At 64.2% G+C, this 24,477-nt stretch carries 22 protein-coding genes and 1 other RNA gene; 12 read left to right on the plus strand and 11 right to left on the minus strand.

From position 1 onward, the window contains the following. Positions 1-11: 11 nt before the first annotated feature. Both ffs and AC0IXR_RS04880 read right to left on the minus strand, forming a co-directional pair. Positions 12-108, minus strand: an RNA gene (gene ffs / locus AC0IXR_RS04875) — signal recognition particle sRNA small type. 56 nt (positions 109-164) lie between these two features. Then, a complete protein-coding gene (locus AC0IXR_RS04880; RefSeq protein ID WP_056430974.1) occupies positions 165-428 on the minus strand; it encodes a PepSY domain-containing protein in 264 nt (87 codons plus the stop codon). A 146-nt stretch (positions 429-574) separates the two neighbouring features. Between AC0IXR_RS04880 and AC0IXR_RS04885 the strand changes: the two genes are divergently transcribed. After that, positions 575-2,110: a YifB family Mg chelatase-like AAA ATPase gene (locus AC0IXR_RS04885; RefSeq protein ID WP_311275116.1), complete on the plus strand. Its 1,536-nt coding sequence runs from the start codon at positions 575-577 to the stop codon at positions 2,108-2,110. An 18-nt stretch (positions 2,111-2,128) separates the two neighbouring features. On the opposite strand, the gene AC0IXR_RS04890 is transcribed toward AC0IXR_RS04885, so the two are convergent. From AC0IXR_RS04890 to AC0IXR_RS04900, 3 genes are all read right to left on the minus strand, one after another. Further along, on the minus strand, positions 2,129-3,562 hold the full coding sequence (locus tag AC0IXR_RS04890; protein WP_471759894.1) for a mannose-1-phosphate guanylyltransferase/mannose-6-phosphate isomerase: 1,434 nt from the start codon (positions 3,560-3,562) through the stop codon (positions 2,129-2,131). A gap of 175 nt (positions 3,563-3,737) precedes the next feature. Next, positions 3,738-5,903 carry a methylmalonyl-CoA mutase gene (gene scpA, locus AC0IXR_RS04895; protein WP_056431563.1) on the minus strand — a complete coding sequence of 722 codons (2,166 nt, stop codon included), beginning with the start codon at positions 5,901-5,903 and terminating at the stop codon, positions 3,738-3,740. 148 nt (positions 5,904-6,051) lie between these two features. Beyond that, the gene (locus AC0IXR_RS04900; protein WP_471760240.1) at positions 6,052-6,471 is read right to left on the minus strand and encodes a hypothetical protein; all 420 of its coding nucleotides are present in this window, start codon (positions 6,469-6,471) and stop codon (positions 6,052-6,054) included. A 92-nt stretch (positions 6,472-6,563) separates the two neighbouring features. Here AC0IXR_RS04900 and AC0IXR_RS04905 point away from each other — a divergent pair, with 92 nt between their 5' ends. Both AC0IXR_RS04905 and AC0IXR_RS04910 read left to right on the plus strand, forming a co-directional pair. Further along, on the plus strand, positions 6,564-7,469 hold the full coding sequence (locus tag AC0IXR_RS04905; protein ID WP_311275119.1) for a DUF817 domain-containing protein: 906 nt from the start codon (positions 6,564-6,566) through the stop codon (positions 7,467-7,469). A 74-nt stretch (positions 7,470-7,543) separates the two neighbouring features. Further along, entirely contained in the window at positions 7,544-7,744 is a 201-nt protein-coding gene (locus tag AC0IXR_RS04910) for a hypothetical protein (protein WP_056430960.1), read from the plus strand. Between the two features lie 219 nt (positions 7,745-7,963). Here AC0IXR_RS04910 and AC0IXR_RS04915 read toward each other — a convergent pair whose 3' ends face one another. Further along, a complete protein-coding gene (locus AC0IXR_RS04915) occupies positions 7,964-8,179 on the minus strand; it encodes a hypothetical protein (protein ID WP_018044781.1) in 216 nt (71 codons plus the stop codon). Between the two features lie 423 nt (positions 8,180-8,602). On the opposite strand from AC0IXR_RS04915, the gene AC0IXR_RS04920 reads away from it, so the two are divergent. The 3 genes from AC0IXR_RS04920 (at position 8,603) to AC0IXR_RS04930 (ending at position 10,790) form a co-directional block, all read left to right on the plus strand. Further along, entirely contained in the window at positions 8,603-9,736 is a 1,134-nt protein-coding gene (locus AC0IXR_RS04920; RefSeq protein WP_471759895.1) for a S1C family serine protease, read from the plus strand. Positions 9,737-9,822: 86 nt separating this feature from the next. Beyond that, positions 9,823-10,080 carry a hypothetical protein gene (locus tag AC0IXR_RS04925; protein ID WP_311275121.1) on the plus strand — a complete coding sequence of 86 codons (258 nt, stop codon included), beginning with the start codon at positions 9,823-9,825 and terminating at the stop codon, positions 10,078-10,080. Continuing rightward, positions 10,077-10,790: a J domain-containing protein gene (locus tag AC0IXR_RS04930; protein ID WP_471759896.1), complete on the plus strand. Its 714-nt coding sequence runs from the start codon at positions 10,077-10,079 to the stop codon at positions 10,788-10,790. Before AC0IXR_RS04925 ends, AC0IXR_RS04930 begins: the two co-directional genes overlap by 4 nt. Positions 10,791-10,936: 146 nt before the next feature. Here the strand turns inward: AC0IXR_RS04930 and AC0IXR_RS04935 are convergent, their stop codons facing one another. Then, positions 10,937-12,427 carry an SPOR domain-containing protein gene (locus AC0IXR_RS04935; RefSeq protein WP_471759897.1) on the minus strand — a complete coding sequence of 497 codons (1,491 nt, stop codon included), beginning with the start codon at positions 12,425-12,427 and terminating at the stop codon, positions 10,937-10,939. Positions 12,428-12,726: 299 nt separating this feature from the next. Here AC0IXR_RS04935 and AC0IXR_RS04940 point away from each other — a divergent pair, with 299 nt between their 5' ends. The 4 genes from AC0IXR_RS04940 (at position 12,727) to AC0IXR_RS04955 (ending at position 16,955) form a co-directional block, all read left to right on the plus strand. Further along, positions 12,727-13,071: a phasin family protein gene (locus tag AC0IXR_RS04940; protein ID WP_471759898.1), complete on the plus strand. Its 345-nt coding sequence runs from the start codon at positions 12,727-12,729 to the stop codon at positions 13,069-13,071. A 351-nt stretch (positions 13,072-13,422) separates the two neighbouring features. Beyond that, positions 13,423-13,830, plus strand: coding sequence for an ATP-dependent Clp protease adapter ClpS (clpS, locus tag AC0IXR_RS04945; RefSeq protein ID WP_461225495.1), 408 nt, complete (start codon positions 13,423-13,425; stop codon positions 13,828-13,830). Positions 13,831-13,853: 23 nt separating this feature from the next. After that, positions 13,854-16,343, plus strand: coding sequence for an ATP-dependent Clp protease ATP-binding subunit ClpA (gene clpA / locus AC0IXR_RS04950; RefSeq protein WP_471759899.1), 2,490 nt, complete (start codon positions 13,854-13,856; stop codon positions 16,341-16,343). Between the two features lie 336 nt (positions 16,344-16,679). Beyond that, positions 16,680-16,955 carry a hypothetical protein gene (locus AC0IXR_RS04955; protein WP_056430939.1) on the plus strand — a complete coding sequence of 92 codons (276 nt, stop codon included), beginning with the start codon at positions 16,680-16,682 and terminating at the stop codon, positions 16,953-16,955. A 3-nt stretch (positions 16,956-16,958) separates the two neighbouring features. On the opposite strand, the gene egtD is transcribed toward AC0IXR_RS04955, so the two are convergent. Both egtD and egtB read right to left on the minus strand, forming a co-directional pair. After that, positions 16,959-17,933 (minus strand): L-histidine N(alpha)-methyltransferase, encoded by a 975-nt coding sequence (gene egtD, locus AC0IXR_RS04960; RefSeq protein WP_471759900.1) that lies wholly within the window; start codon positions 17,931-17,933, stop codon positions 16,959-16,961. Positions 17,934-17,992: 59 nt separating this feature from the next. Further along, positions 17,993-19,267: an ergothioneine biosynthesis protein EgtB gene (egtB, locus tag AC0IXR_RS04965; protein ID WP_471759901.1), complete on the minus strand. Its 1,275-nt coding sequence runs from the start codon at positions 19,265-19,267 to the stop codon at positions 17,993-17,995. A 194-nt stretch (positions 19,268-19,461) separates the two neighbouring features. On the opposite strand from egtB, the gene murI reads away from it, so the two are divergent. After that, positions 19,462-20,340: a glutamate racemase gene (gene murI, locus AC0IXR_RS04970; RefSeq protein ID WP_471759902.1), complete on the plus strand. Its 879-nt coding sequence runs from the start codon at positions 19,462-19,464 to the stop codon at positions 20,338-20,340. Positions 20,341-20,544: 204 nt separating this feature from the next. Further along, the gene (gene rpsD, locus AC0IXR_RS04975; RefSeq protein ID WP_056430930.1) at positions 20,545-21,162 is read left to right on the plus strand and encodes a 30S ribosomal protein S4; all 618 of its coding nucleotides are present in this window, start codon (positions 20,545-20,547) and stop codon (positions 21,160-21,162) included. A 254-nt stretch (positions 21,163-21,416) separates the two neighbouring features. On the opposite strand, the gene gltA is transcribed toward rpsD, so the two are convergent. Together gltA and gltX are read right to left on the minus strand one after the other, a co-directional pair. After that, complete coding sequence (gene gltA, locus AC0IXR_RS04980; protein ID WP_471759903.1) at positions 21,417-22,706, minus strand: citrate synthase; 1,290 nt, start codon at positions 22,704-22,706, stop codon at positions 21,417-21,419. Positions 22,707-22,935: 229 nt separating this feature from the next. Next, positions 22,936-24,363, minus strand: a complete 1,428-nt coding sequence (gene gltX, locus AC0IXR_RS04985; RefSeq protein WP_471759904.1) for a glutamate--tRNA ligase — start codon at positions 24,361-24,363, stop codon at positions 22,936-22,938. Positions 24,364-24,477 lie beyond the last annotated feature (114 nt).

Genomic DNA, 24,477 nt, shown 5'->3' on the forward strand with positions numbered 1-24,477 from the left:
AAAGAAACGAAGGTGGGAGGCTGGACGAAGACCCGCTCGGTCTCGTTAGGGCTGCTTCCTTCCGGACCTGACCCGGTTGGCGAGTGAAACGTCCCTCGCCAACCTCCCGAGCGCTATATGGCCGGCGCCTTGCTGGAACGCAAGCGCCAGGACGGACGAAGCGCTTATTCGGCTTCGCGAGTGGTGATCGCGTAGGTCTTGAGGTCGAGTTCGAGGTCGAACTGCTTGCCATTCGCATCGATGGCGTCGTCCACGTCGATCTCGTGCTCCTCGACTTCGATTTTGCCCCACTTGGTGAAGCCTTCCTTCTTCAAGGTGGCTTCGATCTTGGTACGCTCCTCGGGGGTCGGCGCACGGTCGGCGAAGGCGGTGCCAGTGAGGGCGAAACCGAGGGCGATGGCAGCGAGGCTCGCAGTCTTGATCGACATGGTGGAATTCATTGGTCGGGAAAGTGACACTTTCGAACGGAGAATCGGGAATGGAGTTCCATGACACGTAAGCAAGGGCGCACGCGCTGGTTGTCATGAGCCATGGCGCATCCTAACCTTGGCTATAAGCTTAGGGGTCTGGATCCATGGTCACCCGCGTCGCCACAGTCGCCTTCGAGGGGATCGAGGCGCGCGCCGTCGACGTCCAGGTCCAGATCGCCCCGGGGGCGGTGATGTTCATGGTGGTGGGGCTGGCGGACAAAGCCGTAGCGGAATCGCGCGAGCGCGTGCGCTCCGCGCTGATCGCATCGGGACTGGCGCTTCCGGCAAAGCGCATCACCGTCAACCTCGCTCCGGCGGACCTGCCGAAGGAAGGCTCGCATTACGACCTTCCCATCGCCCTCGCGGTGATGGCCGCCATCGGCGCGATCCCACCCGATGCGCTCGCCGGGTACTGCGTTCTTGGTGAGCTCGCTCTCGACGGCACGATCACGGCGGTGAACGGCGTCCTGCCCGCCGCGATGGCGGCGAATGCGCGAGGACTTGGCCTGATCTGCCCAGCGGCGACGGGACCCGAGGCAGCCTGGGCCGGCGGCGATATGGACGTGCTGGCCCCGCGTTCGCTGATTCAACTGGCCAATCATTTCAAGGGAAGCCAGGTGATGGCCCGGCCCGAACCGGCCGTGGCCACGAGCACGGGACGCCTGCCCGACCTTCGCGACATCAAGGGCCAGGAAGGCGCCAAGCGAGCCCTCGAAATTGCCGCCGCCGGAGGGCACAACTTGCTGATGAACGGCCCACCGGGCGCGGGCAAATCCATGCTCGCCGCGCGGCTTCCTTCGATTCTGCCGCCGCTAGGTCCGCGCGAACTCCTCGAAGTCTCGATGATCCAGTCTGTGGCCGGCGAGCTGAAAGGCGGTGCACTCTCGAACCGGCGCCCCTTCCGCCAGCCCCACCATTCGGCCTCGATGGCGGCCTTGGTGGGCGGCGGAATGAATGCCCGCCCTGGCGAGGCCTCCCTGGCGCATGGCGGCGTATTGTTTCTAGACGAGCTTCCCGAATTCACACCCCAGGTGCTCGATTCCCTACGCCAGCCGATGGAGACCGGAGAGGTCATGATCGCGCGCGCCAATCACCGGGTGACCTATCCGGCGCGGTTCCAGCTGATCGCCGCGATGAATCCGTGTCGCTGCGGTCAGGCCCTCGAGCCGGGCTATGCCTGTCGACGTGGACCCAACGAGCGTTGTGTCGCGCAATATGGCGCCCGTATCTCCGGGCCGCTCCTCGACCGGATCGACCTGCGAATCGAGGTTGGGGCAGTCACGGCGGCCGATCTGATCCTACCGCCTCCCGCCGAAGGCTCGGCCGAAACGGCGGCGCGGGTCGCAGTCGCTCGGGCACTGCAGACCGAGCGCTTCACCGCGCAGGGGCTCACCGGCGTCGTCACCAACGCCACATGTCCGGCTCCGATGATCGAAGAGATGGCCGCGCCGGATGCCGACGGTACGGCGTTGATCCGCGACGCGGCGGAAACCATGCGCCTTTCGGCTCGCGGCTTTCACCGCGTCCTGCGCGTGGCGCGCACCCTGGCGGACCTCGACGGGGAGGAGCGGGTGCGCCGCATCCATCTCGCCGAGGCCCTGTCCTATCGCGGCCGGGCCGAGCGGCCTGTGGCCGCCTGAGGCCGACCGTCTCTCGTTTTAACGCCCGTAGATGTCCTCGACGCGGATGATGTCGTCCTCGCCGGTATAGGATCCGACCTGGACCTCGATGAGTTCGAGGGGGATCTTGCCCGGGTTGGTGAGGCGATGCATCGATCCGATGGGCAGGTAGACCGCCTCGTTCTCGTGAACCAGCACGACACGGTCATCCACGGTGACCTCGGCCGTGCCGCGCACCACGACCCAATGCTCGGCACGGTGGAAGTGCTTTTGCAGTGAGAGCCGCCCGCCCGGCGTCACCATGATGCGCTTCACCTGGAAACGCTCGCCGATATCGATGCGCTGATACCAGCCCCAGGGGCGGAACATCCGGCGATGGGCATCCGCCTCCGGATGGGCTTTCTCGCGCAGCTGCGTGACCAGCTCCTTGACGAGCCCGGCCTTGGCCTTCGAGGTGACGAGTACGGCATCCGGGGTCGAGACGACGACGATGTCGTCGACGCCGACCACCGCAGTGAGGTGCTCGCCCTCGCTATGGATCAGGCTGCCCCGGGTCTCGACGAGTTCCACGCGGCCGCGCACAGCATTGCCCAACGCATCACGAGGCAGGACGTCCCAGACCGCATCCCAGGTGCCGACATCGGACCAGGGGAAGGAGACCGGCAGGACTCCGGCGCGATCGGTCCGCTCCATCACCGCGTAATCGATGGAGGTCTTCGGCGCGCTGGCGAAGGCGGCGGAATCCAGGCGCAGGAAATCGAGATCGCTCGTCGCCTTGTCGAGGGCCGTGCGTGTCGCGGCCAGGATCTCCGGGACATAGGTCTCGAGTTCGGCCAGCATGACGTCGGCCCGGAACAGGAAGTACCCGCTGTTCCACAGGGCCCCGTCGGCGATCAGGCTTTCCGCGCCATGACGATTGGGCTTCTCCACGAAGCGCCCGACATCATAGGCACCCTCTACGCCGTCGATGGGCGCGCCCTTGCGGATATAGCCATAGGCGGTGGATGGAGCGGTCGGCTCGATTCCGAGGGTCATGATGCGGCCCGCCTGCGCACCAACCGCGGCGGCGCGTGCAGCCTCGACGAAGGCCGCGGTGTCACCGATGACATGGTCGGCCGCCAGGATCATCACCACGGCCTCCGGGTCGCGGCGGGCGGCATGGAGGGCGGCTACCGCAACGGCCGCGGCGGAATCGCGACGCTCCGGCTCGAGCACGATGTCGGCTTGGACCTCGGCCTGCAGAAGTTGTTCCGCCACGATGAAGCGGGCTTCACTGCTGGTGATGATCGTCGGCCGCGAGAAGGCGGTTCCGTCGGTGACCCGACGGGCCGTGTCCTGGAAGGTCGAACTGTCCGCGTTCACGAGCAGAGTGAACTGCTTCGGCATGCTCTCGCGGGAAGCAGGCCAGAGACGCGTACCGGAGCCTCCGCAGAGGATGACCGGATGGATGAGAGGGAAAAATCCTGAGGCCATCGGCGTCAACTCACAATTTCAGTTCAGTACGTTGCCGCGAAATACAATTTTGATGCACCGCAACCAACCCGGCGTGGGATGAAAAATGCGGCAAAAACGATAAATGCATTAGGCAAGCGCTTGAGGCCAGCGTCGAAGCCGATCTCTTGCACTACGGTCGTGTAACATGAACGCCCTATTCGGCGGCCTGACGCGTGCTGTAACCGAGCCTTCCGTTGAGTTCTTCGATCAATTTCACCGCAGCGTCAGCAATGACCGTGCCGGGTGGGAAAATTGCAGATGCGCCAGCGGCATGGAGGGCGGGATAATCGCCCGGGGGGATGACCCCGCCAATCACGATCATCACGTCGCCCCGGCCTTGTTCTGTGAGGGCTGCCTTCAATTCAGGCACCAGCGTCAGGTGGCCGGCGGCAAGAGACGACACACCGACGATGTGGACGTCGTTCTCCACAGCCTGACGTGCGGCTTCGGCGGGAGTGGCGAAGAGGGGTCCGATATCCACGTCGAAGCCGAGATCGGCGAAGGCCGAGGCGATCACCTTCTGACCTCGGTCATGTCCATCCTGGCCCATTTTCGCGACGAGAATACGCGGGCGCCGCCCGTCATTCTCCTCGAAGGTCTCCACGAGCTGACGAACGGTCTCGACCACCGGCGACATGCCACCCACCTCTCGCTTGTAGACGCCCGATATCGAGCGGATCTCCGCCCGATGCCGGCCCCAGGCCTTTTCCAGCGCGTCGGAAATCTCTCCGACCGTCGCCTTCGCGCGGGCAGCCTCGACACCGAGCGCCAGGAGATTGCCCTCGCCTTTAGCGGCTGCGGTCAGTGCCGCAAGGGCCGCATCGACGTCGGCCTGGTTGCGCTCAGCACGCAGCCTCTTGAGCTTGTCGATCTGGAGCATGCGGACATTGCCGTTGTCGACGCGCATCAGCTCGATGGCGCGGTCATCCTCGGGCTTGAATTTGTTGACGCCGACGATGGTCTGGCGGCCGGAATCGATCCGCGCCTGGGCGCGGGCCGCAGCCTCCTCGATCCGCAGCTTGGGGATGCCGGCCTCGATGGCCTTGGCCATCCCGCCCAATTCCTCGACTTCGCGGAGATGCTCCCAGGCGCGGGCGACGATGTCCTGGGTCAGCTTCTCGACATAGTAGGAGCCGCCCCACGGATCGACGATCCGCGTCGTGCCGCTCTCCTGCTGCAGGAAGAGCTGGGTGTTGCGGGCGATGCGCGCCGAGAAGTCGGTGGGCAGCGCTAGCGCCTCATCGAGGGCGTTGGTGTGGAGCGACTGGGTGCCGCCCTGCGTTGCGGCCATCGCCTCGATGCAGGTGCGGGTGACGTTGTTGAACACGTCCTGGGCGGTCAGCGACCAGCCGCTCGTCTGGCTGTGAGTGCGCAGGGGCAGGGACTTGTCGGTCTTCGGCTCGAACTCCTTCACGAGCTTGGCCCAGATCAGGCGCGCGGCCCGCATCTTGGCGATTTCCATGAAGAAATTGGTGGAAATGGCCCAGAAGAACGACAGGCGGGGTGCGAACTTGTCGATGGTCAGCCCGGCCGCGAGACCGGCCTTGATGTACTCGACGCCGTCGGCGAGCGTGTAGGCGAGTTCGAGGTCGTTCGTCGCACCGGCTTCCTGCATGTGGTAGCCGGAGATCGAGATCGAGTTGAATTTCGGCATGTGAGCCGACGTGTAGGCGAAGATGTCGCCGATGATCCGCATCGAACCCGCCGGCGGGTAGATGTAGGTGTTGCGGACCATGAACTCCTTGAGGATGTCGTTCTGGATCGTGCCGGCGAGCTTCTCCGGCGGCACGCCCTGCTCCTCGGCCGCCACGATGTAGAGCGCCAGGATCGGCAGCACCGCGCCGTTCATCGTCATCGAGACGGTCATCTCGTCCAGCGGGATGCCCGAGAACAGCGTCCGCATGTCGTAGATCGAATCGATCGCCACGCCGGCCATGCCGACATCGCCCGAGACGCGCGGATGATCGGAATCGTAGCCCCGGTGGGTGGCGAGATCGAAGGCCACCGACAGGCCCTTCTGTCCGGCCGCGAGGTTGCGCCGATAAAAGGCGTTCGAATCCTCAGCCGTGGAGAAGCCGGCATATTGCCGGATCGTCCAGGGCTGCGTCACGTACATCGTCGGGTAGGGGCCGCGCAGATAAGGCGCGACACCGGGATAAGTGTGCAGAAACTCGATCCCCTCGCGATCCTCCGGCCCATAGACGCCCTTCACCGGGATGCCTTCCGGCGTCATCCAGGGCTCGCCTGCCGGCGGCACGGGCGCCGTGAAGGCATCTGCCGCGTAGGGGACGTTCGCGAAATCAGGGATACGGGACGTCATGTGATCGAACTCGTGCGGCGGCGTATGGCGAAGCATTATAGTGAAGCGCCGGCTTCGGGCTATCCCTCTCAAATTCATTTTGAGGATGAACCGCGATCCCGACTCCGCGGAGGGGGGCTTCCGGCACATCCTCAGACTGCGGCATCGTTCAGTTCTCGGCGCCTCCTGATCGGCTTTCGAGCCACTCGATGCGTTCGTCGATCAGTTCGCGCAGCCTGTCGCGTCGCTTCGAGGCCTCCCAGCACGTGTCCGGGCAGTTGGGGGTTTCACCCTCCATGATTCCGACGATCGCCAGGACGACGAAAGCCAGGGCAAGCAGGATTCCAAATACGATCGGCCAGGCGAGGCTGAGCCCGACGAGGAGGGCGAGACCGCCCTTCAGCACGAGCGAGCCGGAAAGCTTCAGCTTGATCAGCGCCGCGAAGCTGGCGCCGCTACCAAGAACGCCTCGAAACACGCGCATGGCGATGGCGCGAAACCGACGCCGGGCCAAGAGCTTCTGCAAGCGGGCCAGATCGCGTCGCACACGCTCCGATTCCCAATCGGCGTCTTGCTCGGTCGTCCGCATCGGCAAGCGATTGCCCTCCCGCGCTATCGATAAGGTCGAGCTTCACCCTCGGCTACGCTAAGGCGGGCTGCGCCACTGCCGGAACCGCTTACGTGACAGACATCCAGACCCAAAGCGCCGCCCGCACCTGGCCGCCCATCGCCCGGTTCGCCGGCATTGAGGCACGTCTCGGTGCATGGGCCCTGGGGCGGGGACCTTTCGCGGCGGGACTCTACGAATTCCTGAGGTTCGGCATCAAGCAGGGGTGGGCGTGCCTGTTCGGCGGTTTGCTCTGCGCCCTGCTCATCGCGAGCTACCTGCTCTATCCGCCGCATGCGGCGATCAGTCGGTACGATTTTCTCACGCTGTCGGCGGTGGCGATACAGATAGCGCTTCTCGCCCTGCGCATGGAGACCTGGGAGGAGGCGAAAGTGATTGCGCTCTTCCATGTGGTCGGGACGGTGATGGAGATCTTCAAGACTGCCGTCGGGTCATGGATCTATCCGGAGGCCAGTCTGCTCCGCATTGCGGGTGTGCCGCTCTTCACCGGCTTCATGTATGCGAGCATCGGCTCCTACATCGCCCGGGTGTGGCGCCTGTTCGACTTCCGCTTCACCCATCATCCCGGCACCGGCGTGACGCTCCTGCTGGCCGCGGCGATCTACGTGAACTTCTTCACCCATCACTACGCGACGGACATCCGCCTCGGGTTGTTCGCGGCAACGGCCGTGTTGTTCGGCCGAACCTGGGTGCATTTCAAAGTCTGGCGGGTGCACCGGAGAATGCCGCTTCTCCTGGGCTTCCTGCTCGTCGCACTGTTCATCTGGTTTGCCGAAAATATCGGCACGGGGACGCGGGTCTGGCTCTATCCGAACCAGACATCGACCTGGGCGATGGTTTCCTGGCAGAAACTGGGTGCCTGGTATTTGCTGATGATCATTTCCTACGTGCTGGTCACCCTCGTGAACAAACCGGAGATTTATCGACACGGCGGGATCGAGCGGAGAAATTCGAGATAATAGCGATCGGCCTTCTTCAAGGTTTGGCAAGATCGAACGGGCTATGCCCGTTCGAGCCATGAGGAACCCCGTTCATGAGTGATTCCATCGCCGGCCTTGCACAGTCGATCGTGTCGAACCAGACGGCTGCGACGCGAGAGTCGATGCAGACGACTTTCATACGCAAGCAAGGCGAGAGCGACCGGGCCATTTCCCAGATGTTGCAGCAATCCGCCGATCAGCAGAAGGCCGTTCTTCCCGAAGGCCAAGGTGCGGTCGTGGACCGACAGGTCTGAGCCTCGGTCACCATCGGCGACAGGGCCCGATGATTGCCCGCATCGACGCAGGCCATGCTGTAGGACGGTTCGGGTAGCCCGCAAAGAATGACGCATGCATCGGACAGGCGGGTCCGACTTGCTACATCATCGTTACGCCCGCTGCGCGGCGCGGTCGGTTCCGCGCCGGCGGCTGGGTTTAAAAGAGCTCGTCAGTCGGCTGACAGAAGCCGTAGCGGATTAGTTGAGATAGGTGCGGATCCAGTTCGGCGAGAGAATTTCGCCTTCTTCCGTGATGATCCATGGCTGCTTTGCCGGGTCGGTCAGGGCGCCTGCGGCGGCCTCGATCGCCTCGCGAAGGGTGCCGTAGCGCGCAGGCTGGGCCAGCGGCGCCGGGACGGGAGTGGTCCGCCAGATCGTCAGATCGGCAGGACGTTCGAGGGCTTCGGTTTCCATAACAATGTTTCCTTAAACCTGAGAGGGTCATTCCCCGCGGGTCTGTGCGACTGAACCAGCACTTGGCGCAGCCAGCGCGGGATGTGTTTCCGTGAGAATGGAAGCATCTCTAGGGCAGCTTTGCGATCAATTTAGGCATTGCCATGATGAGTATGGCAGACCCAATCCTTTATCCCCTGCCTTAAGCATCATGTTTTGGACACAAAGCTTGCAGCCGCTGCTCTGGGAGGCCCTCTTTTTATGATGAAGAGTTGGGAGTGGCAGTGCTTGTCATACTTGTAGCTTGAACGTTGGGGCGGAACCGTGTGCCTGCGCACCCGGATCGTGCCGCCCGTCAAAACAGTTGAACGGAGATGCGTGACCGACCAGTTAATGCGACAGACGCAGTCCAGAATTTTTCCAAAGCTGCGAAAGGGATGTGACATGTCGGACCGCTTTGGCCGCATCGCGATCACGGCGGCCCTGGTGCTCATGGCCCTCTATGTCGGGCAGCCCTATGTGGCGGCCCTCCTGTTCTCGGCCGAAACCCCGCGGGCGATCACGGCGCGGGGGGATCTGGCCCAAGCGGAAGTGTCCACCGCGACGTTGTTCGAGCGTGCGAGCCCGTCGGTCGTGCATGTCTTCGCCCAGGCCGCCGCCCAGGGGCGCTCTTTGATGAGCCCCGATGCCGAGGAGGGCGAGGGCGGCACCGGCGCGCAGACGGGTACGGGCTTCGTCTGGGATGGCGCAGGGCATGTGGTCACCAACAATCACGTGGTCGCATCGGCTGCCCAGCGGGGCGGGTCGGTGTCCGTCCGTCTTTCCTCGGGTGAAGTCCGTCCGGCGACGATCGTCGGGACTGCGCCGAGCTACGATCTCGCCGTACTTCGCCTCGGCGGCACCGGCGCCGTTCCGCCGCCCCTCGCCATCGGTACCTCGGCGGATCTCAAGGTCGGGCAATCGGCCTTCGCCATCGGGAATCCATTCGGTCTCGACCATACCCTGACGACGGGTGTCATCAGCGCGCTTCGCCGCCGCCTCCCGACGGGGGAGGGGAGGGAGCTGTCCGGCGTCATCCAGACCGACGCCGCGATCAATCCCGGCAATTCGGGCGGGCCACTCCTCGATTCCGCCGGACGCCTCGTGGGCGTCAACACGGCGATCTATTCTCCCTCCGGTGCCAGCGCCGGCATCGGTTTCGCGATTCCCGTGGATGTCGTGAACCGGGTCGTCCCCGAACTCATCCGCAACGGACGCACCCGCAATCCGGGTATCGGCATCATCGCCGGGCAGGAGGCCACCGCCGCGCGCCTCGGGATCGACGGTGTCGTGGTCCTGCGGGTTCTGCGCGGATCGCCGGCCGCCGAAGCCGGCTTGCGTGGCGTCGACGTTCAGACCGGCACGATAGGCGACATCATCGTCGGAGCGGCCGGCCAGTCCGTGCACCGCCTGGCCGACCTCACCGCGGCAATGGAAGCGGCGGGGATCGGCAAGTCCATCGAGCTCGCTGTGGAGCGGGACGGGCGCATCCGCAAGGTGACGGTCACCACGGCGGATGTCGCAGAGACGCGGCAATAAGGCTTTCCCGGTTCGGGCTGTCACATTGGCCGTTTCCGGTGCAGTAGGGACGGAACCGCGCCGCACGAGAACACGCAAGACACGCAATGACGACGAAGGCCAGCCTGTCCCGATCCCTCGTCTGCGTCGCGCTGGCGCTCGGCACGATGCCGGCCGAAGCGAGCGACAGGGCGCGGCGCTTATGCCCCGGCGACGCTCCCGAGGGAGTTCGCCCGCCGTCTCGTGAGCGTTGCCCGGACCGTATTACTGAGGAGACCGGCTCGCGGAGTGGTTCGCACCGGATTGGCGAGGTCCAGATCCGGATCGCCGGACGGGTCTCGCTCGATCACGACATCCGCCGATGACGATCCTCGCCGCCCTCGCGGCCCTGTTCGTCCTGTGGTGGTACGCGAAGAACGCGAAGCCCCAACTCGTTCGGCGCTTGCGGCGCCTGATCACGCCGCGTGTCGTGAGACGCAGCGGAGGCTATGTCTTGCTCGCCCTGGCAGCTGTGGCGGCAATTCGCGGACGGGTCGAACTCGCGATCCTGTTCGGAGGCATCGCGTTCTGGTTTCTCGACGGTGTCGATGCCCTCGTCGTCCGGCTGCGCGGACTGGTCGGGCGTGTTGCCGTCGCACGGCCCGCGATCGTGTTGTTCGAGGTGATGCCGGACGGACGGACCGCTGACGGGATCGTTCAGATCGGTCCCTATGCCGGGCGTCGCCTTTCACAGCTTCCGGATGCGGCGCTGATGCAGATCTTCGCGGTCTGCCGCAAGGTGGATCGCATCGCCGCCCGCCGGCTACAGACGTATCTCGACGGCAGGACGGCCGCCGGGCGTGTAGACGCTGAGAGAGATGCCAACGCGCGGTCGCGCCGTCCGCCGGATCCAGGGTCGATGACGCAGGAGGAGGCTCACCAGATCCTGGGGCTTCAGAGCGGGGCGACCTTGCAGCAGATCCGCACGGCTCATCGGACGCTGATGAAACGGTGGCATCCCGACCAGGGCGGAACGGTCGAGGGGGCTTCGCGTATCAACGCGGCCCGAGACAGGCTTGTGAGCCGACATCGCTGATACTCCACGCGCGTTGCCAGAAAAATGCTCGATCAGACCCGACCGGCGAACAGCCGTCGGGGTTCGACGAAGACGCGAAGGGCGTCGTCGCCGTTGTCAGGACGGCTTCGGCCTCCTGAAGAGGGAAGCCGTCGCGTTGGTGGAGTTCAGCTTCGCGTGGCGAAGCAGTTGAAGCCGTTGCGCTTCAGGGTCGAGCAGGCATCCTGGGCAGCTTCCTGTTCGCTGAAGCCGGAGAACCGCGCCCGGTAAAGGGTGGCGCCGCCGTGATCGACCCGCACGGTGTAAGGTGACGCCTTGGAGAGCGCGCTGCCGGCCCGGCTGCGAGCCTCGGAAAGCATCGATTTGGCCTTGTCTTCGTCGTCCATGGCGCCGAGCTGGATCACCCAGGCGGTGGGCGTGACGCGGCTCGTGGATGCTGCCTTCGGTGCGGGGTCGGACCGAGCGCCGTCGACCGATGCGAGGCGGGCGTCGGACTTGCCGCTGGGCGAGGCTTTGGCTCCCGGGAACGCGGCGGGCGCGCTGCTCGGGGCATAAGCCTGAGCCGAGGCAGGGAGGGCGCCGCTCCGCCACTTGGCGCCGGCGCTTCCGGGCGTGGTTGTCTGGCGCGGGCTGATGTCGAGGGGCTGGGTCGAAGCGGTGGTTTCGACCTCCACGTCCTCGTCATCGGCCGAGGCCACCTGCGTGCGGGTCCGCGACGTGGCGTCCGCGACCACGGCGGGACGGCCCCGCTCGGCGACTTCCGTCACGGCCGGCGTCTGCCGGTTGCCGGCATAGGCCCGGGGCAGGTTCGCCCGGACGAGATCGGCCATGATCCGGTCGCGGCTGGCGCCCGACTTTCCGCCGAGCACGATCGCAACGATCTGGCGGTCGTCGGACTTGGCGGCGGTCATCAGGTTGAAGCCCGAATCGCGGGTGTAGCCGGTTTTGATACCGTCGACGCCCTCGACATTTCCAAGGAGGCGGTTGTGGTTTCCGATGACCCGGCCGCGGAAGGCGAAGGAGCGGGTCTGGAAATATTTGTAGTAGCGCGGAAACCGGTCCTGGATCGCGCGGGCGAGGATGGTCAGATCGCGCGCCGTGGTGATCTGGTCCGCATCGGGCAGGCCCGAGGCATTGGCGTAGTTGGTCCTGGTCATGCCCAGAGCCTGCGCCTTGCGGGTCATCATCTCGGCGAATTTCGACTCGGAGCCGGCGATGTTCTCGCCGATGGCGCAAGCCACGTCGTTGGCGGATTTCGTGACGATGGCCTTGATCGCGTCCTCGACCTCGATCGTCGAGCCAGGCCGGAGCCCGAGCTTGGACGGGGATTGGGAGGCTGCGAAGGCGGAGATGGTCAGCGGCGAATCGAGATTGAAGCGGCCGCGCTCGAGCTGCTCGAACAGCATGTAGAGCGTCATCACCTTGGTGATCGATGCGGGATGCCGGAGGGAATCCTCGTTGACCGCATGCAGGGTGCGGCCGGTCTTCACGTCGATCACCATGGCGGCGTAGGGTGGGTTGTAGCCCCCGCCGCCGCCCCGGTGATGGTGCCCGCGACGCGCGTCGGCGGGCGAGGCGATGGCCGTGAGAACGGCTGCGGCCGCAATGAGGGCCGGCAGTCCATGGGTCGTCCGGGAGCGACTCGGAACGCTACGCATCGCGACGGGGTGTCCTCGACAACCGATCGTGAGATCGGCTTGCACTGCATCATCACTGCAAAGCCGGCGAACGTGCCGCCGTGACCTCGCAACATCTGTCAATCAGGCTAGGTCGACGCGGTTACGGCCCGGTTAATGCCTAGCGATTGATTTGACCGTTTTTGCTGCGATGCAGCATGATCTTGACGTTCCATGTTGCATCGCACATAGAGACGGCATTGGTCGCTTCCGCGGGTCGGGGAACCGGCCTTGTCGACATCCGGCCCCAGAGGAATGCCCGAAAGGGTATCTCGCATCCCATGACCAGTCAGCTTTTCGACAAGATCCCCGCTTTCGACAAATCCGGCATGGACTCGGTGATGAAGAACGTGTCGCTGGTGGCGCGGACGAACCAGACCGTCGGAACCGAGATGGCGGATTACACCAAGCAGTCGTTCGAGCATGGCACCGCCACCATTAAGAAGCTGGCCGAGGCGAAGACCCCTCAGAGCGCCATGGAAATCCAGGCCGAGTTCATGAAGGCGTCCTACGAGCGTATGGTCGCTCAAGCGAAGCTGGTCGGCGGCCTGTATGCCGAACTCGCTAAGGAAATCGGCAAGCCGCTCGAGGGCCTGACGAAGATCAAGCTTCCCGCCACCAACTGAGCTCCCCCGGCGCCAGCGCCCGAGAGACCGAAAAAGCTATTCCGAAGGGCGATCGAGCGACGGCTCGGTCGCCCTTTTTCGTGCGCCACGGCACCTTCCGGCGCCGGGCCCGGGCGATGTCCGCCCGGCGGTAGGCATCCGTGGCGTCGAGTGACCGGACAAGTGCGCGCAGGCGACTGGCGAAGTCGGGAAACGGCCTATAGATTGGACGAGAAGCAGGTGCGCCGCGCCAGCGTGCAGTCGGGAAACCGGTCGGTTCTTACATATCCGCGTCCGGACTCCGCTGCCACAAATGGGGTCGATGCTATTCCGATGTTCGACGACCCGATGCGTTGTCTGGTCTCTTCCGTCATGGATCACGGCAGTTTCGCCGCGACCATCGGACGTGATGGCGCGAATTCTGCCGGTCCCACGGTGCCGCGCGCGGCTGATCCCCTTGGACCGGGTGGCACCGACGACGGTCGCTCGGGGACTGCGATCATCACGCGGACCAAGCCCAAGACCAAACGGCCGAGCCTGTACCGCGTCCTCCTGCTCAACGACGATTACACGCCGATGGAATTCGTCGTGCACGTGGTCGAGAAGTTCTTCAATAAATCACAGGCCGATGCCTACCAGATCATGATGCACGTGCATCAGAACGGCGTCGGCGAGTGCGGGATCTTTACGTACGAAGTGGCGGAGACCAAGGTGACGCAGGTCATGGACTTCGCGCGTAAACACCAACATCCTCTCCAGTGCGTCATGGAAAAAAAATAGGCACCCCACACGAGGACCCGCTTTTGCCCAGCTTCTCTCGCAGCCTAGAACAAGCTCTCCACCGCGCCCTGGCGCTCGCCGGCGAGCGCCGGCACGAATACGCGACGCTGGAGCACCTGCTCCTCGCCCTGGTGGACGACCATGATGCCGCAGCCGTCATGCGCGCCTGTAACGTCGAGGTCGACACGCTGAAACGCAGCCTGGTCGAGTATGTGGATACCGAACTCGCCAACCTGATCGGGGATGGTCGGCAGGATGCCAAGCCGACGGCGGGCTTCCAGCGGGTCATCCAGCGGGCGGTCATCCATGTGCAATCATCCGGCCGGGAAGAGGTGACAGGGGCCAACGTGCTCGTGGCGATCTTCGCCGAGCGCGAAAGCCATGCCGCCTATTTCCTGCAGGAGCAGGACATGACCCGCTACGACGCGGTCAATTACATCAGCCACGGCATCGCCAAGCGCCCGGGCGCTTCGGAGGCGAAGCCGGTTCGCGGTGCGGAAGAGGAGCCCTCGTCCGAGCGCCCGAGCGGCGACGAGGCCGAGAACCGCACGAAGAAGAAGGGGGACGCGCTGGATGCCTATTGCGTCAACCTCAACAAGAAGGCCCGGGATGGTCGGATCGATCCGCTGATCGGACGTGAGAGCGAGGTCCAGCGTACCATCCAGATCCTTTGCCGCCGGCAGAAGAACAATCCTCTGCTCGTGGGCGACCCGGGCGTGGGCAAGACTGCCATCGCCGAGGGATTGGCGCGCAAGATCATCAACAAGGAAGTCCCGGAAGTCCTCATCGATGCGACGGTGTTCTCCCTCGACATGGGGACGCTGCTTGCCGGCACGCGCTATCGCGGCGACTTTGAGGAGCGCCTCAAGCAGGTGATGAAGGAAATCGAGGCGCATCCGAACGCGGTGCTGTTCATCGATGAAATTCATACGGTCATCGGCGCCGGTGCGACGTCCGGCGGCGCGATGGACGCATCGAACCTCCTCAAGCCGGCTCTCGCCAACGGCTCGCTTCGGTGCATCGGCTCGACCACCTACAAGGAGTACCGCCAGTACTTCGAGAAGGACCGCGCCCTGGTGCGCCGGTTCCAGAAGATCGACGTGAACGAGCCATCGATCCCGGACGCTATCGAGATCGTGAAGGGGCTCAAGCCCTATTTCGAGGAGTTCCACAAACTCAAGTACACGACCGAGGCCGTGAAGGCGGCCGTGGAACTCTCGGCGCGCTACATCAACGACCGTAAGCTGCCGGACAAGGCGATCGACGTGATCGACGAGACCGGCGCCTCGCAGATGCTGGTGCCGGAAGCCCGCCGCAAGCGGACCATCGGCGTCAAGGAGATCGAGGCGACCATCGCCACGATGGCCCGCATCCCGGCAAAGACCGTCTCCAAGGACGACGCCGTGGTTCTGAAGAACCTCACCGAAAACCTGAAGCGGGTCGTCTACGGCCAGTCGAATGCCATCGAGGCGCTGACTTCGGCGATCAAGCTGGCCCGTGCCGGTCTGCGTGACCCTGACAAGCCGATCGGTTCCTACCTGTTTGCCGGCCCGACCGGCGTCGGTAAGACGGAGGCGGCCAAGCAACTGGCGTCATCGCTCGGCATCGAGATGATCCGCTTCGACATGTCGGAATATATGGAGCGTCATACGGTGAGCCGCCTGATCGGCGCACCGCCCGGCTATGTCGGCTTCGACCAGGGCGGGCTGCTCACGGACGGGATCGACCAGCATCCGCATTGCGTGCTGCTGCTGGACGAAATCGAGAAGGCTCATCCCGACCTGTTCAACATCCTGTTGCAGGTGATGGATCACGGCAAGCTCACCGATCACAACGGCAAGCAGGTCGATTTCCGCAACGTCATCATCATCATGACGACGAATGCGGGTGCGTCTGACATGGCGAAGTCCGCCTATGGCTTCACTCAGACCAAGCGCACGGGAGACGACGTGGAGGCGATCAACAAGCTCTTCGCGCCCGAATTCCGGAACCGCCTCGACTCGATCATCTCCTTCGGACATCTGCCGAAGGACGTGGTGGCCAAAGTCGTCGACAAGTTCGTGCTTCAGCTCGAGGCCCAGCTCGCCGATCGCAACGTCACGATCGAGCTGTCCGACGAAGCACGCGAGTGGCTGACCGAGAATGGCTACGACGAGGCGATGGGCGCGCGGCCAATGGCGCGCCTGATCCAGACCACGATCAAGACTCCACTCGCCGACGAGGTGCTTTTCGGACGTCTCAAGGATGGCGGCGCGGTCAGGGTGGTGTTGAAGAAAGCCGAGGACGGCGAGGCGCTGGCGCAGAAAGATGCACTGGCCTTCGAGTTCCCGGCCGGCCCGGTGACGCCCAAGCCGGAAAAGGACGTCACCGACGCCGGTGGCAGCAAGCGCAAGCGTAGCCGGGCGAAGGCTGCTCCGCGGAAGAAGGACGAGGCGAAGAAGGACGACAAGGGCGGTTCCGGCGGTTCGGGCGGTGTCCGCACCGTTCCTAAGGTTCCTCTCGTTCGAGCCTGATCGCACGAGGCATCGGTCAAAAGGGGCGCGTCTTCCTCAACGGAAGATGCGCCCCTTCTGCGTTATGCCATGCACAAATGGGTCAGACCCACGGGGTTGGGTGATCGAGACTTCGTATCGTGCCACGAAAACGTCGGTCCCGTGGTCGACATGGGCATGATCGGTCGTTAGCAACCGCGTTCGAATGGGTGCATAGGCGCCCGTCCGGTCGTGAATCCTGCGAGGGGGCTCGCCGAGCGACATGACAGGTTCAGGTGTCCGGCGACGGTTCAGATCGTCGGCAGGAGCATCGAGCCTGTGATCGTCATAGCCACTCGCGACAACAGGGGAGTATCCATGAGCGATCTGCAAGAGGGCCCCCTGACGCCACTTTCCAGCCAAGGCACGCACGTCGCGGCCCGCCCGCAGAAACTGACCCGCCGAGAAGAGCGTCGACGCCGGCGCATGCGCCGTCGCCGGGGCGAGGAAATCCTGGGGTGGATCCTCGTTCCGATCATCTGCTACGGGATCTATTGGGGCATCAGTGCCGGTTTCGACGTGCTCGGCACCACTCCTGGGACCGTCTGGGACCAGCTGATGCAGGTCAAGCAGATGCTCGAGAAGAAAGCCTGATCCTCATCCGCGCGTGAGGGCATGGACCGAGAACAGGCGCTCGCCGTCGGTCCAGCTCTTGGCCACGTTCCATCCGGCTTGGCTGGCGAGGTCGCGGAAGCTGTCGACCGTGTACTTGTAGCTGTTCTCGGTATGGATCGTTTCTCCCTCCGAGAAGCTGAACCGGCGGCCCGCGAGTGATACCTGCTGGGCGCGCAGGCTGACGAGATGCATCTCGATCCGCGAAGCCTCCGGGGCGAAGTAGGCCCGGTGGGCGAAGGCTGACGGGTCGAAGTCGGCGCCGAGTTCGCGATTGATCCGATGCAGCAAGTTGATGTTGAACCGCGCCGTCACTCCCGCCGCATCGTCATAGGCCGCGTCCAGCACGGACTTGTCTTTCACGAGATCGACGCCGACGACGAGAGATGCCCCGCGACCTAGAACCCTCCCGAAATGGGCGAGGAGATGGGCCGCCTGGGGCGGCTCGAAATTTCCGATTGTCGAGCCCGGAAAGAACCCCGCCACGGCGCTATTGGAAAGCCCGTCGGGGAGAGTGAAGGGCCGGGTGAAATCCGCAGCCACCGGTTGGATCGACAGCCGAGGGAAATCGCGAGACAGAGTCTCGGCCTCGCTCCTCAGGAAGCTCTCGGAAACGTCCACCGGCACGTAGGCCGCCAGATCAGTCAGATGAACGAGAAGACGCCGAACCTTCACCGTCGAGCCGCTGCCGAATTCCACGAGGTTCGCGCGCGGGGGAAGAAGCGAGGCGATGTCCGGCCCCGATTCATCCAGAATACCGATCTCTGTTCGGGTTGGGTAATATTCCGGCTGGCGGGTGATCGCCTCGAACAAATCCGAGCCGACCTCGTCGTAGAAATACTTCGCCGGAATGAATTTCTGTGCCGCCGAGAGTCCGACCAGGACGTCATCGCGGAATTGTTCTTCCGGGCTGACGGCGGACAGGGGTGTGGCGTCCGTGAAGACGGGATTGATGGTCACGGGCAAGTCTCCGAAGGACGCCAAAGGACGCTGGGTTACGCGGGTGTGGGAAACGGTGCTCAGTCGCGATAGTTCGACAGCCGCAGTCCCGTGAATTGCCAGCGCTGGTGGGGATAGAAGAAGTTGCGATAGCCGATGCGGGCATGTCCTTCCGATGTCGCCACGGAGGAACCGCGCAGAACGAACTGGTTCGACATGAACTTGCCGTTGTATTCGCCGAGCGCACCGGAGACCGGCCTGTAGCCCGGGTAGGATAAATAGGCCGAGCGGGTCCATTGCCAGACGAGGCCGAAAGCGTCGTCGAGAAGGCCCTCCTTGGCGGCGATCTCCCATTCGAATTCGGTGGGCAGGTCGCGCCCTGCCCATCGGGCGAAGGCATCCGCCTCGAAATAGCTCACATGGGTGACAGGCAGGGCTGGGTCGATGCCTGCCTGCCCGGCAAAGGTCATGCTCGACCATTGCGCTGCATCGTTGCGCTGCCAGTAGCCAGGGGCCTCCCAGCCCTCCGCCTGCACCGCGAGCCAGCCATCCGAGAGCCAGAGTTCAGGACGCGCGTAGCCGCCATCCTCAATGAAGGCGAGCCATTGCGCATTGGTGACGAGGCCTTTGTCGATCCGGCACGGCAGGATCAGAGTCTCATGTCGCGGCGATTCGTTGTCGAACGAAAAGCCTTCGCCCTCATGCCCGATCTTCGCCACCCCACACCGCAGTTCGGCGGCTCCGCCGCGCGATACCGGACGGGGAAATCGCCATCCGGCATCGTAGACGGGGCTCAGCGGGTTCTGCGCGAAGGCATGGAGAATGTCCGTGAGCAGCAATTCCTGGTGCTGCTGCTCATGATAGAGGCCGATTTCGAGGATCGGCAACACGGTCTCGAGGGTCGCGTCGGTAGCATCCGATAGGAGGCTTTCCACTGCCCGGTCCACATGGGCACGGTACCCGGCGACTTCGTCGGCGGTCGGGCGGGTGATGAGGCCGCGCATGATTCGCGGCTGCCGGGGGCCGGCCGCGACGTAATAGGAATTGAACAGGTAGTGCAGCCGCTCGTCATAGATGCGGTAGCCGGGGACGTGATCACGCAGGAGAAATTGCTCGAAGAACCACGTGGTATGGGCCCGATGCCATTTCGTCGGACTGGCATCCGCCATGGACTGAATCTGCTGGTCCTCCGGCGAGAGCGGCGCGGCGCGGCGCTCCGTTTCGTCGCGTACCGCGCGGAAGGCTCTGATCCAGGCTGCGCGATCCACCGGTCGCGCCGATACGTTAGGCGGCGGGAATGCTGCGCCGTCCGCCTGATGGTGCGAGGTCTCGCGAATTGCCGCTGTCGCTGCCATGTCGATCACTCCACTCGCATCCATGATGCGGAAATATGGCTCCGCTGCCATTCGGCAACGGCCCTTCGTCTGCGCCCATCGCCGCGGCGCACAAGCGCTGAAAATGCCGGGCCTTTTTCATGCCGCAGTGACACGGCCTTAACCCTGTCGCCCGACACTCTGCCATCCACGCACTGTGTCCAGGCAAGGCTCGTATGCGGATCGATCTGATGGCGGGAGCGATGACAGCGGCCCTGGTTGCCGAAATCCGGCCGACCCCGACGATCCTCGTCTTCGATTCGGGGCTCGGGGGGCTGACGGTTCTCGAAAAGGTGCGGCGGGCCCGTCCCGACGCGCGTTACGTCTATGCGGCGGACGATGCGGCTTTTCCCTATGGCCGCCTCTCCGAGACCATCCTCGTCGCCCGCGTCACGACGGTGATGGAGCGACTGATCGCGCGCCACGCGCCCGACCTCATCGTCATCGCGTGCAACACCGCATCGACCCTCGTGCTTCCCGCTCTTCGGGCAGGTTTCTCCACCCCCTTCGTGGGCGTCGTGCCACCGATCAAGCCAGCGGCGGAAGCGACGCGTTCACGCAGGATCACTCTTCTGGCGACGCCGGGGACGGTTGCGCGGCCCTACACCCACGACCTGATCGAGACCTATGCGGGCGATTGCGTGGTCACGCTCGTCGGATCGCCGAATCTAGCGGCCTATGCCGAGGCCGAACTTGCGGGTCATCCTGTCGACGACGCGCTGCTCGCCGCCGAAATCGCACCCTGCTTCGTCGAGGGAGAGGATGGTCGGCGCACGGATGTGGTCTGCCTCGCCTGCACCCATTATCCGCTGCTGCTCGCGCGGTTCCAGCGCCTTGCCCCATGGGAAGTGAGCTGGATCGACCCGGCGCCGGCCATCGCCCGCCGGGTGACACAGCTTCTCGGTCCATCCCGTCGTAAGCCCCTGGACGACATCCCCCCGGGACTCACGGCCTTCACCAGCGGTGCGGGCGTCACGGCTTCCCTGCGTCGCTCTCTCGACGCAAGAGGTGTCGGCGATGTCGCCGTGGAGATGATGCCGCTCGCCTTGCAATAGATGTGTTGCCGCCTCGGCATTGACCCTTGGGCATCTCTCGCTTATGCAGCGCAGAGTTACGGGGCTCCGAGAGGGGCCCCGCAGCTTTTTCAAGCGCACCCGTGAGCGGCAATGTCCGCTCTGTCGTTCCGCTTCGGCCCCGGGCCGCTTCGGAAAGAGGAGGGCGCGTTCCTCGACCAATCTCACTCGCTGAGAGGAACCGCGATGTCAAAACGTATTCAGGCGAAGCACAAGCTCGATCGCCGTATGGGCCAGAACATCTGGGGCCGCCCGAAGAGCCCCGTCAATCGCCGCGAATACGGCCCCGGCCAGCATGGCCAGCGCCGCAAGGGCAAGATGTCCGACTTCGGCACGCAGCTGCGCGCCAAGCAGAAGCTCAAGGGCTACTACGCCAACATCACCGAGAAGCAGTTCCGCCGTTACTACGCCGAGGCGATCCGCCTGCGCGGCGATTCGAGCGAGAACCTGATCGGTCTGCTGGAGCGTCGCCTCGACGCGGTCGTGTACCGCGCCAAGTTCGTACCGACCCCGTTCGCTGCCCGTCAGTTCGTGAACCACGGCCACGTCAAGGTGAATGGCCGTCGCGTGAACATCGCCAGCTTCCTCGTGAAGCCGGGCGACGTGATCGAGGTGAAGGATTCCTCGAAGCAGCTCGAGATCGTCGTCGTGGCTTCGCAGCTCGCCGAGCGTGACGTGCCGGACTACATCGAGGTGGATCACTCCAAGATGACGGCTCGCGTCACCCGCGTGCCGAGCCTCACCGAGGTTCCCTACCCGGTCCAGATGGAACCGAACCTCGTGATCGAGTTCTATTCGCGCTGATCCCACCGGATCATCTCCGAGACGAGAAAGGCCGCCCGAGAGGGCGGCCTTTTTGTTTGCCTGATCGGATCGATCGAAAATTGATCACTCCTCGCTTCTCCTGCGACCCACGACGCGAAGAGGGGCACAAAAAAGGCGGGGCAGCCTGTCGGCCACCCCACCTTCATTCATTCCTCTACCCATGAGATCTTGACCCTCCGTGACGTTCGTCTCGAAAGCGAGGTCGAATACGGCGGACGGCCTGAACGAAAGTATCAGCCGCGCTGGCCGATGGGCACGTATTCGCGCTTGTCCGGTCCGATATAGAGCTGGCGCGGACGGCCGATCTTCTGCGAGGGGTCCTCGATCATTTCGGCCCACTGGGCGATCCAGCCGGTGGTACGGGCCAAAGCGAAGAGCACCGTGAACATCGAGGTCGGGAATCCCATCGCCTTGAGGGTGATGCCGGAATAGAAATCGATGTTCGGGTAGAGCTTCTTCTCGATGAAGTACTCGTCCTTCAGGGCGATCTGCTCGAGCTGCACAGCGACTTCGAGAAGCGGATCGTCCTTGATGCCGAGCTGGCTTAGCACCTCATGCGTGGTCTTCTGCATGATGCGGGCGCGCGGATCGTAGTTCTTGTAGACGCGGTGACCGAAGCCCATCAGCCGGAACGGGTCGTTCTTGTCCTTGGCCTTGGCGACGTATTTCGCGACGTTGTCGGGCGTTCCGATCTCTTCCAGCATCTTGAGCGCTGCTTCGTTGGCGCCGCCATGCGCGGGGCCCCACAGGCAAGCGATGCCGGCGGCGATACAGGCGAAGGGGTTGGCGCCCGAGGAACCGGCCAGACGAACGGTGGAGGTCGAGGCGTTCTGCTCGTGATCGGCGTGGAGGATGAAGATCCGGTCCAGCGCGCGCGCATAAATCGGGTTGACGACGAACTCTTCGCACGGCACCGCGAAGCACATCCGCAGGAAGTTCGAGGTATAATCGAGGTCGTTCTTCGGATAGACGAACGGCTGACCAATGGAATACTTGTAGGCCATCGCTGCGAGCGTCGGCATCTTGGCGATCATGCGCAAGCTGGCGATCATCCGCTGCTTGTCGTCCGAGATGTCGGTCGAGTCGTGATAGAAGGCCGAGAGCGCGCCAACGCAGGCCACCATAATCGCCATCGGGTGGGCGTCGCGGCGGAACCCCTGGAAGAAGCGGTTCATCTGGTCATGCACCATGGTGTGGCGCGTGACCCGGTAGTCGAAATCCGCCTTCTGGGCGGGCGTCGGCAATTCGCCGAACAGCATCAGATAGCACGTCTCGAGGAAGTCGCCCTGTTCGGCGATCTGCTCGATCGGGTAGCCGCGATAGAGGAGCACCCCGGCATCGCCGTCGATATAGGTGATCTTCGATTCGCAGGACGCGGTGGAGGTAAAGCCCGGATCGAAGGTGAACATGCCGGTCTTGGCGTGAAGCTTGCCGATGTCGATGACGTCAGGTCCGATCGTACCGGACTTGATCGGAAGCTCGACTTGGTTGTCGCCCACGGAGATCGTGCTGGAGGCGCTCATGGAGACGTGGACCCTTTCTTGGCAGAAGGCAGACCTTGGCAGAGGGGAGCGCCGGTCCGCATGGCGACACCCACCACTTCGGCCCGGAGCGCACGGGCAGACCTATGCTGCAAGTGCTCACACATCTATCGGGTTAGCGGATCGGCCCACCGCCTTCAACCGATCCCCCTCTCCACGCTATCCCTCAAGCGAAAACCGGGCCGATCTGTCACCGGTTCGATGCATGCGATCAGGCGGACGCCACCTGATCGGCCAAGCGACCCAGACATTCATCCCGTCCGAGTACGGCCATGACGTCGAAAACCGGGGGTGAGGTCGCGCGCCCGGTCAGCGCGGCCCGCAGGGGCTGCGCGATCAGGCCGAGTTTGAGCGCGTTTTCCTCCGCGAACCGGCGCACGGCGCCTTCCGTGGAGGCCGCGTTCCATTCCGGAAGGTCGCCGAGAGCCGGCAGGATCGCGGCGAGGCGCTGGCGGGCCTCTTCGCTCAGCAGTGTCTTCGCTTTGTCATCGAGATTGAGCGGCCGGGAGGCGGTGAGGTAATAGGCGCTGTCGAGAAGCTCGACCAGAGTCTTGGCGCGTTCCTTCAGGCCGGGCATCGCCGCCCGCAGCTTGTCACGAAGCTCGGGGGATAGGGTCGTGGGCAATCCGCGGTCGGCGGCGAGGGCCGGCAGGATCGTCTCGATCGCATCGATCAGTACGGCATCCTCCGCGCCGCGGATGTAGAGCCCATTGAGGTTCTCGAGCTTGGCGAAGTCGAAACGGGCAGCGGAGCGTCCGATCGACTTGAGATCGAAGGCAGCGATCATCTCCTCCGTCGAGAACACCTCCTGGTCGCCATGGCTCCAGCCGAGGCGGACGAGGTAGTTGCGCAAGGCGGCGGGCAGGTAGCCGAGGTCGCGATAAGCATCGACCCCGAGCGCGCCGTGGCGCTTCGAGAGCTTGGCGCCGTCAGCACCGTGGATGAGCGGGATATGGGCCATGATGGGTGCGGACCAACCGAGCGCATCATAGATCTGGCCCTGCCGTGCGGCGTTCGTGAGGTGGTCGTCGCCACGGATCACATGGGTGACGCCCATGTCGTGATCGTCGACGACGACCGCGAGCATGTAGGTCGGATTGCCGTCGGAACGGAGGAGGACGAGGTCGTCGAGATCCTTGTTGGCCCAGGTTACGCGGCCCTGAACCTGATCCTCCACCACCGTCTCGCCCTCTGATGGGGCGCGCAGGCGGATGACCGGCTTCACTCCCGCAGGTGCCTCCGAAGGATCGCGGTCGCGCCAACGCCCGTCATAGCGCATGGGACGTCCCTCGGCCCGCGCGGCTTCGCGCATGGCGGTGAGTTCGTCCGGCGTCGCGTAGCAATGATAGGCGTTGCCCGAAGCGAGCAGGCTTTCCGCTACCTCGCGGTGCCGCGCGGCGCGGGCGAACTGGTAGACGACGTCCCCATCCCAATCGAGCCCGAGCCAGCGGAGCCCGTCGAGGATCGCATCGATGGCGCCCTGGGTCGAGCGCTCCCGATCGGTATCCTCGATGCGCAGCAGCATCCTGCCGCCGAAATGACGGGCATAGAGCCAATTGAAGAGCGCCGTGCGCGCTCCCCCGATATGCAGGTACCCCGTAGGGGAGGGGGCAAAGCGCGTAACGACGGGTGACGACATCGGGCGGTTAAACTTGTGCGTGAAGTGAGAGGGCGGATCGACCGGCCCGGATCGGCGCATGTAGCATGCGTTTTCGATGACGTTAAGAAAGCGTGGCGCCGAGTCGCGAAACGG

The organism is Methylobacterium sp. AC832, assembly GCF_979256025.1.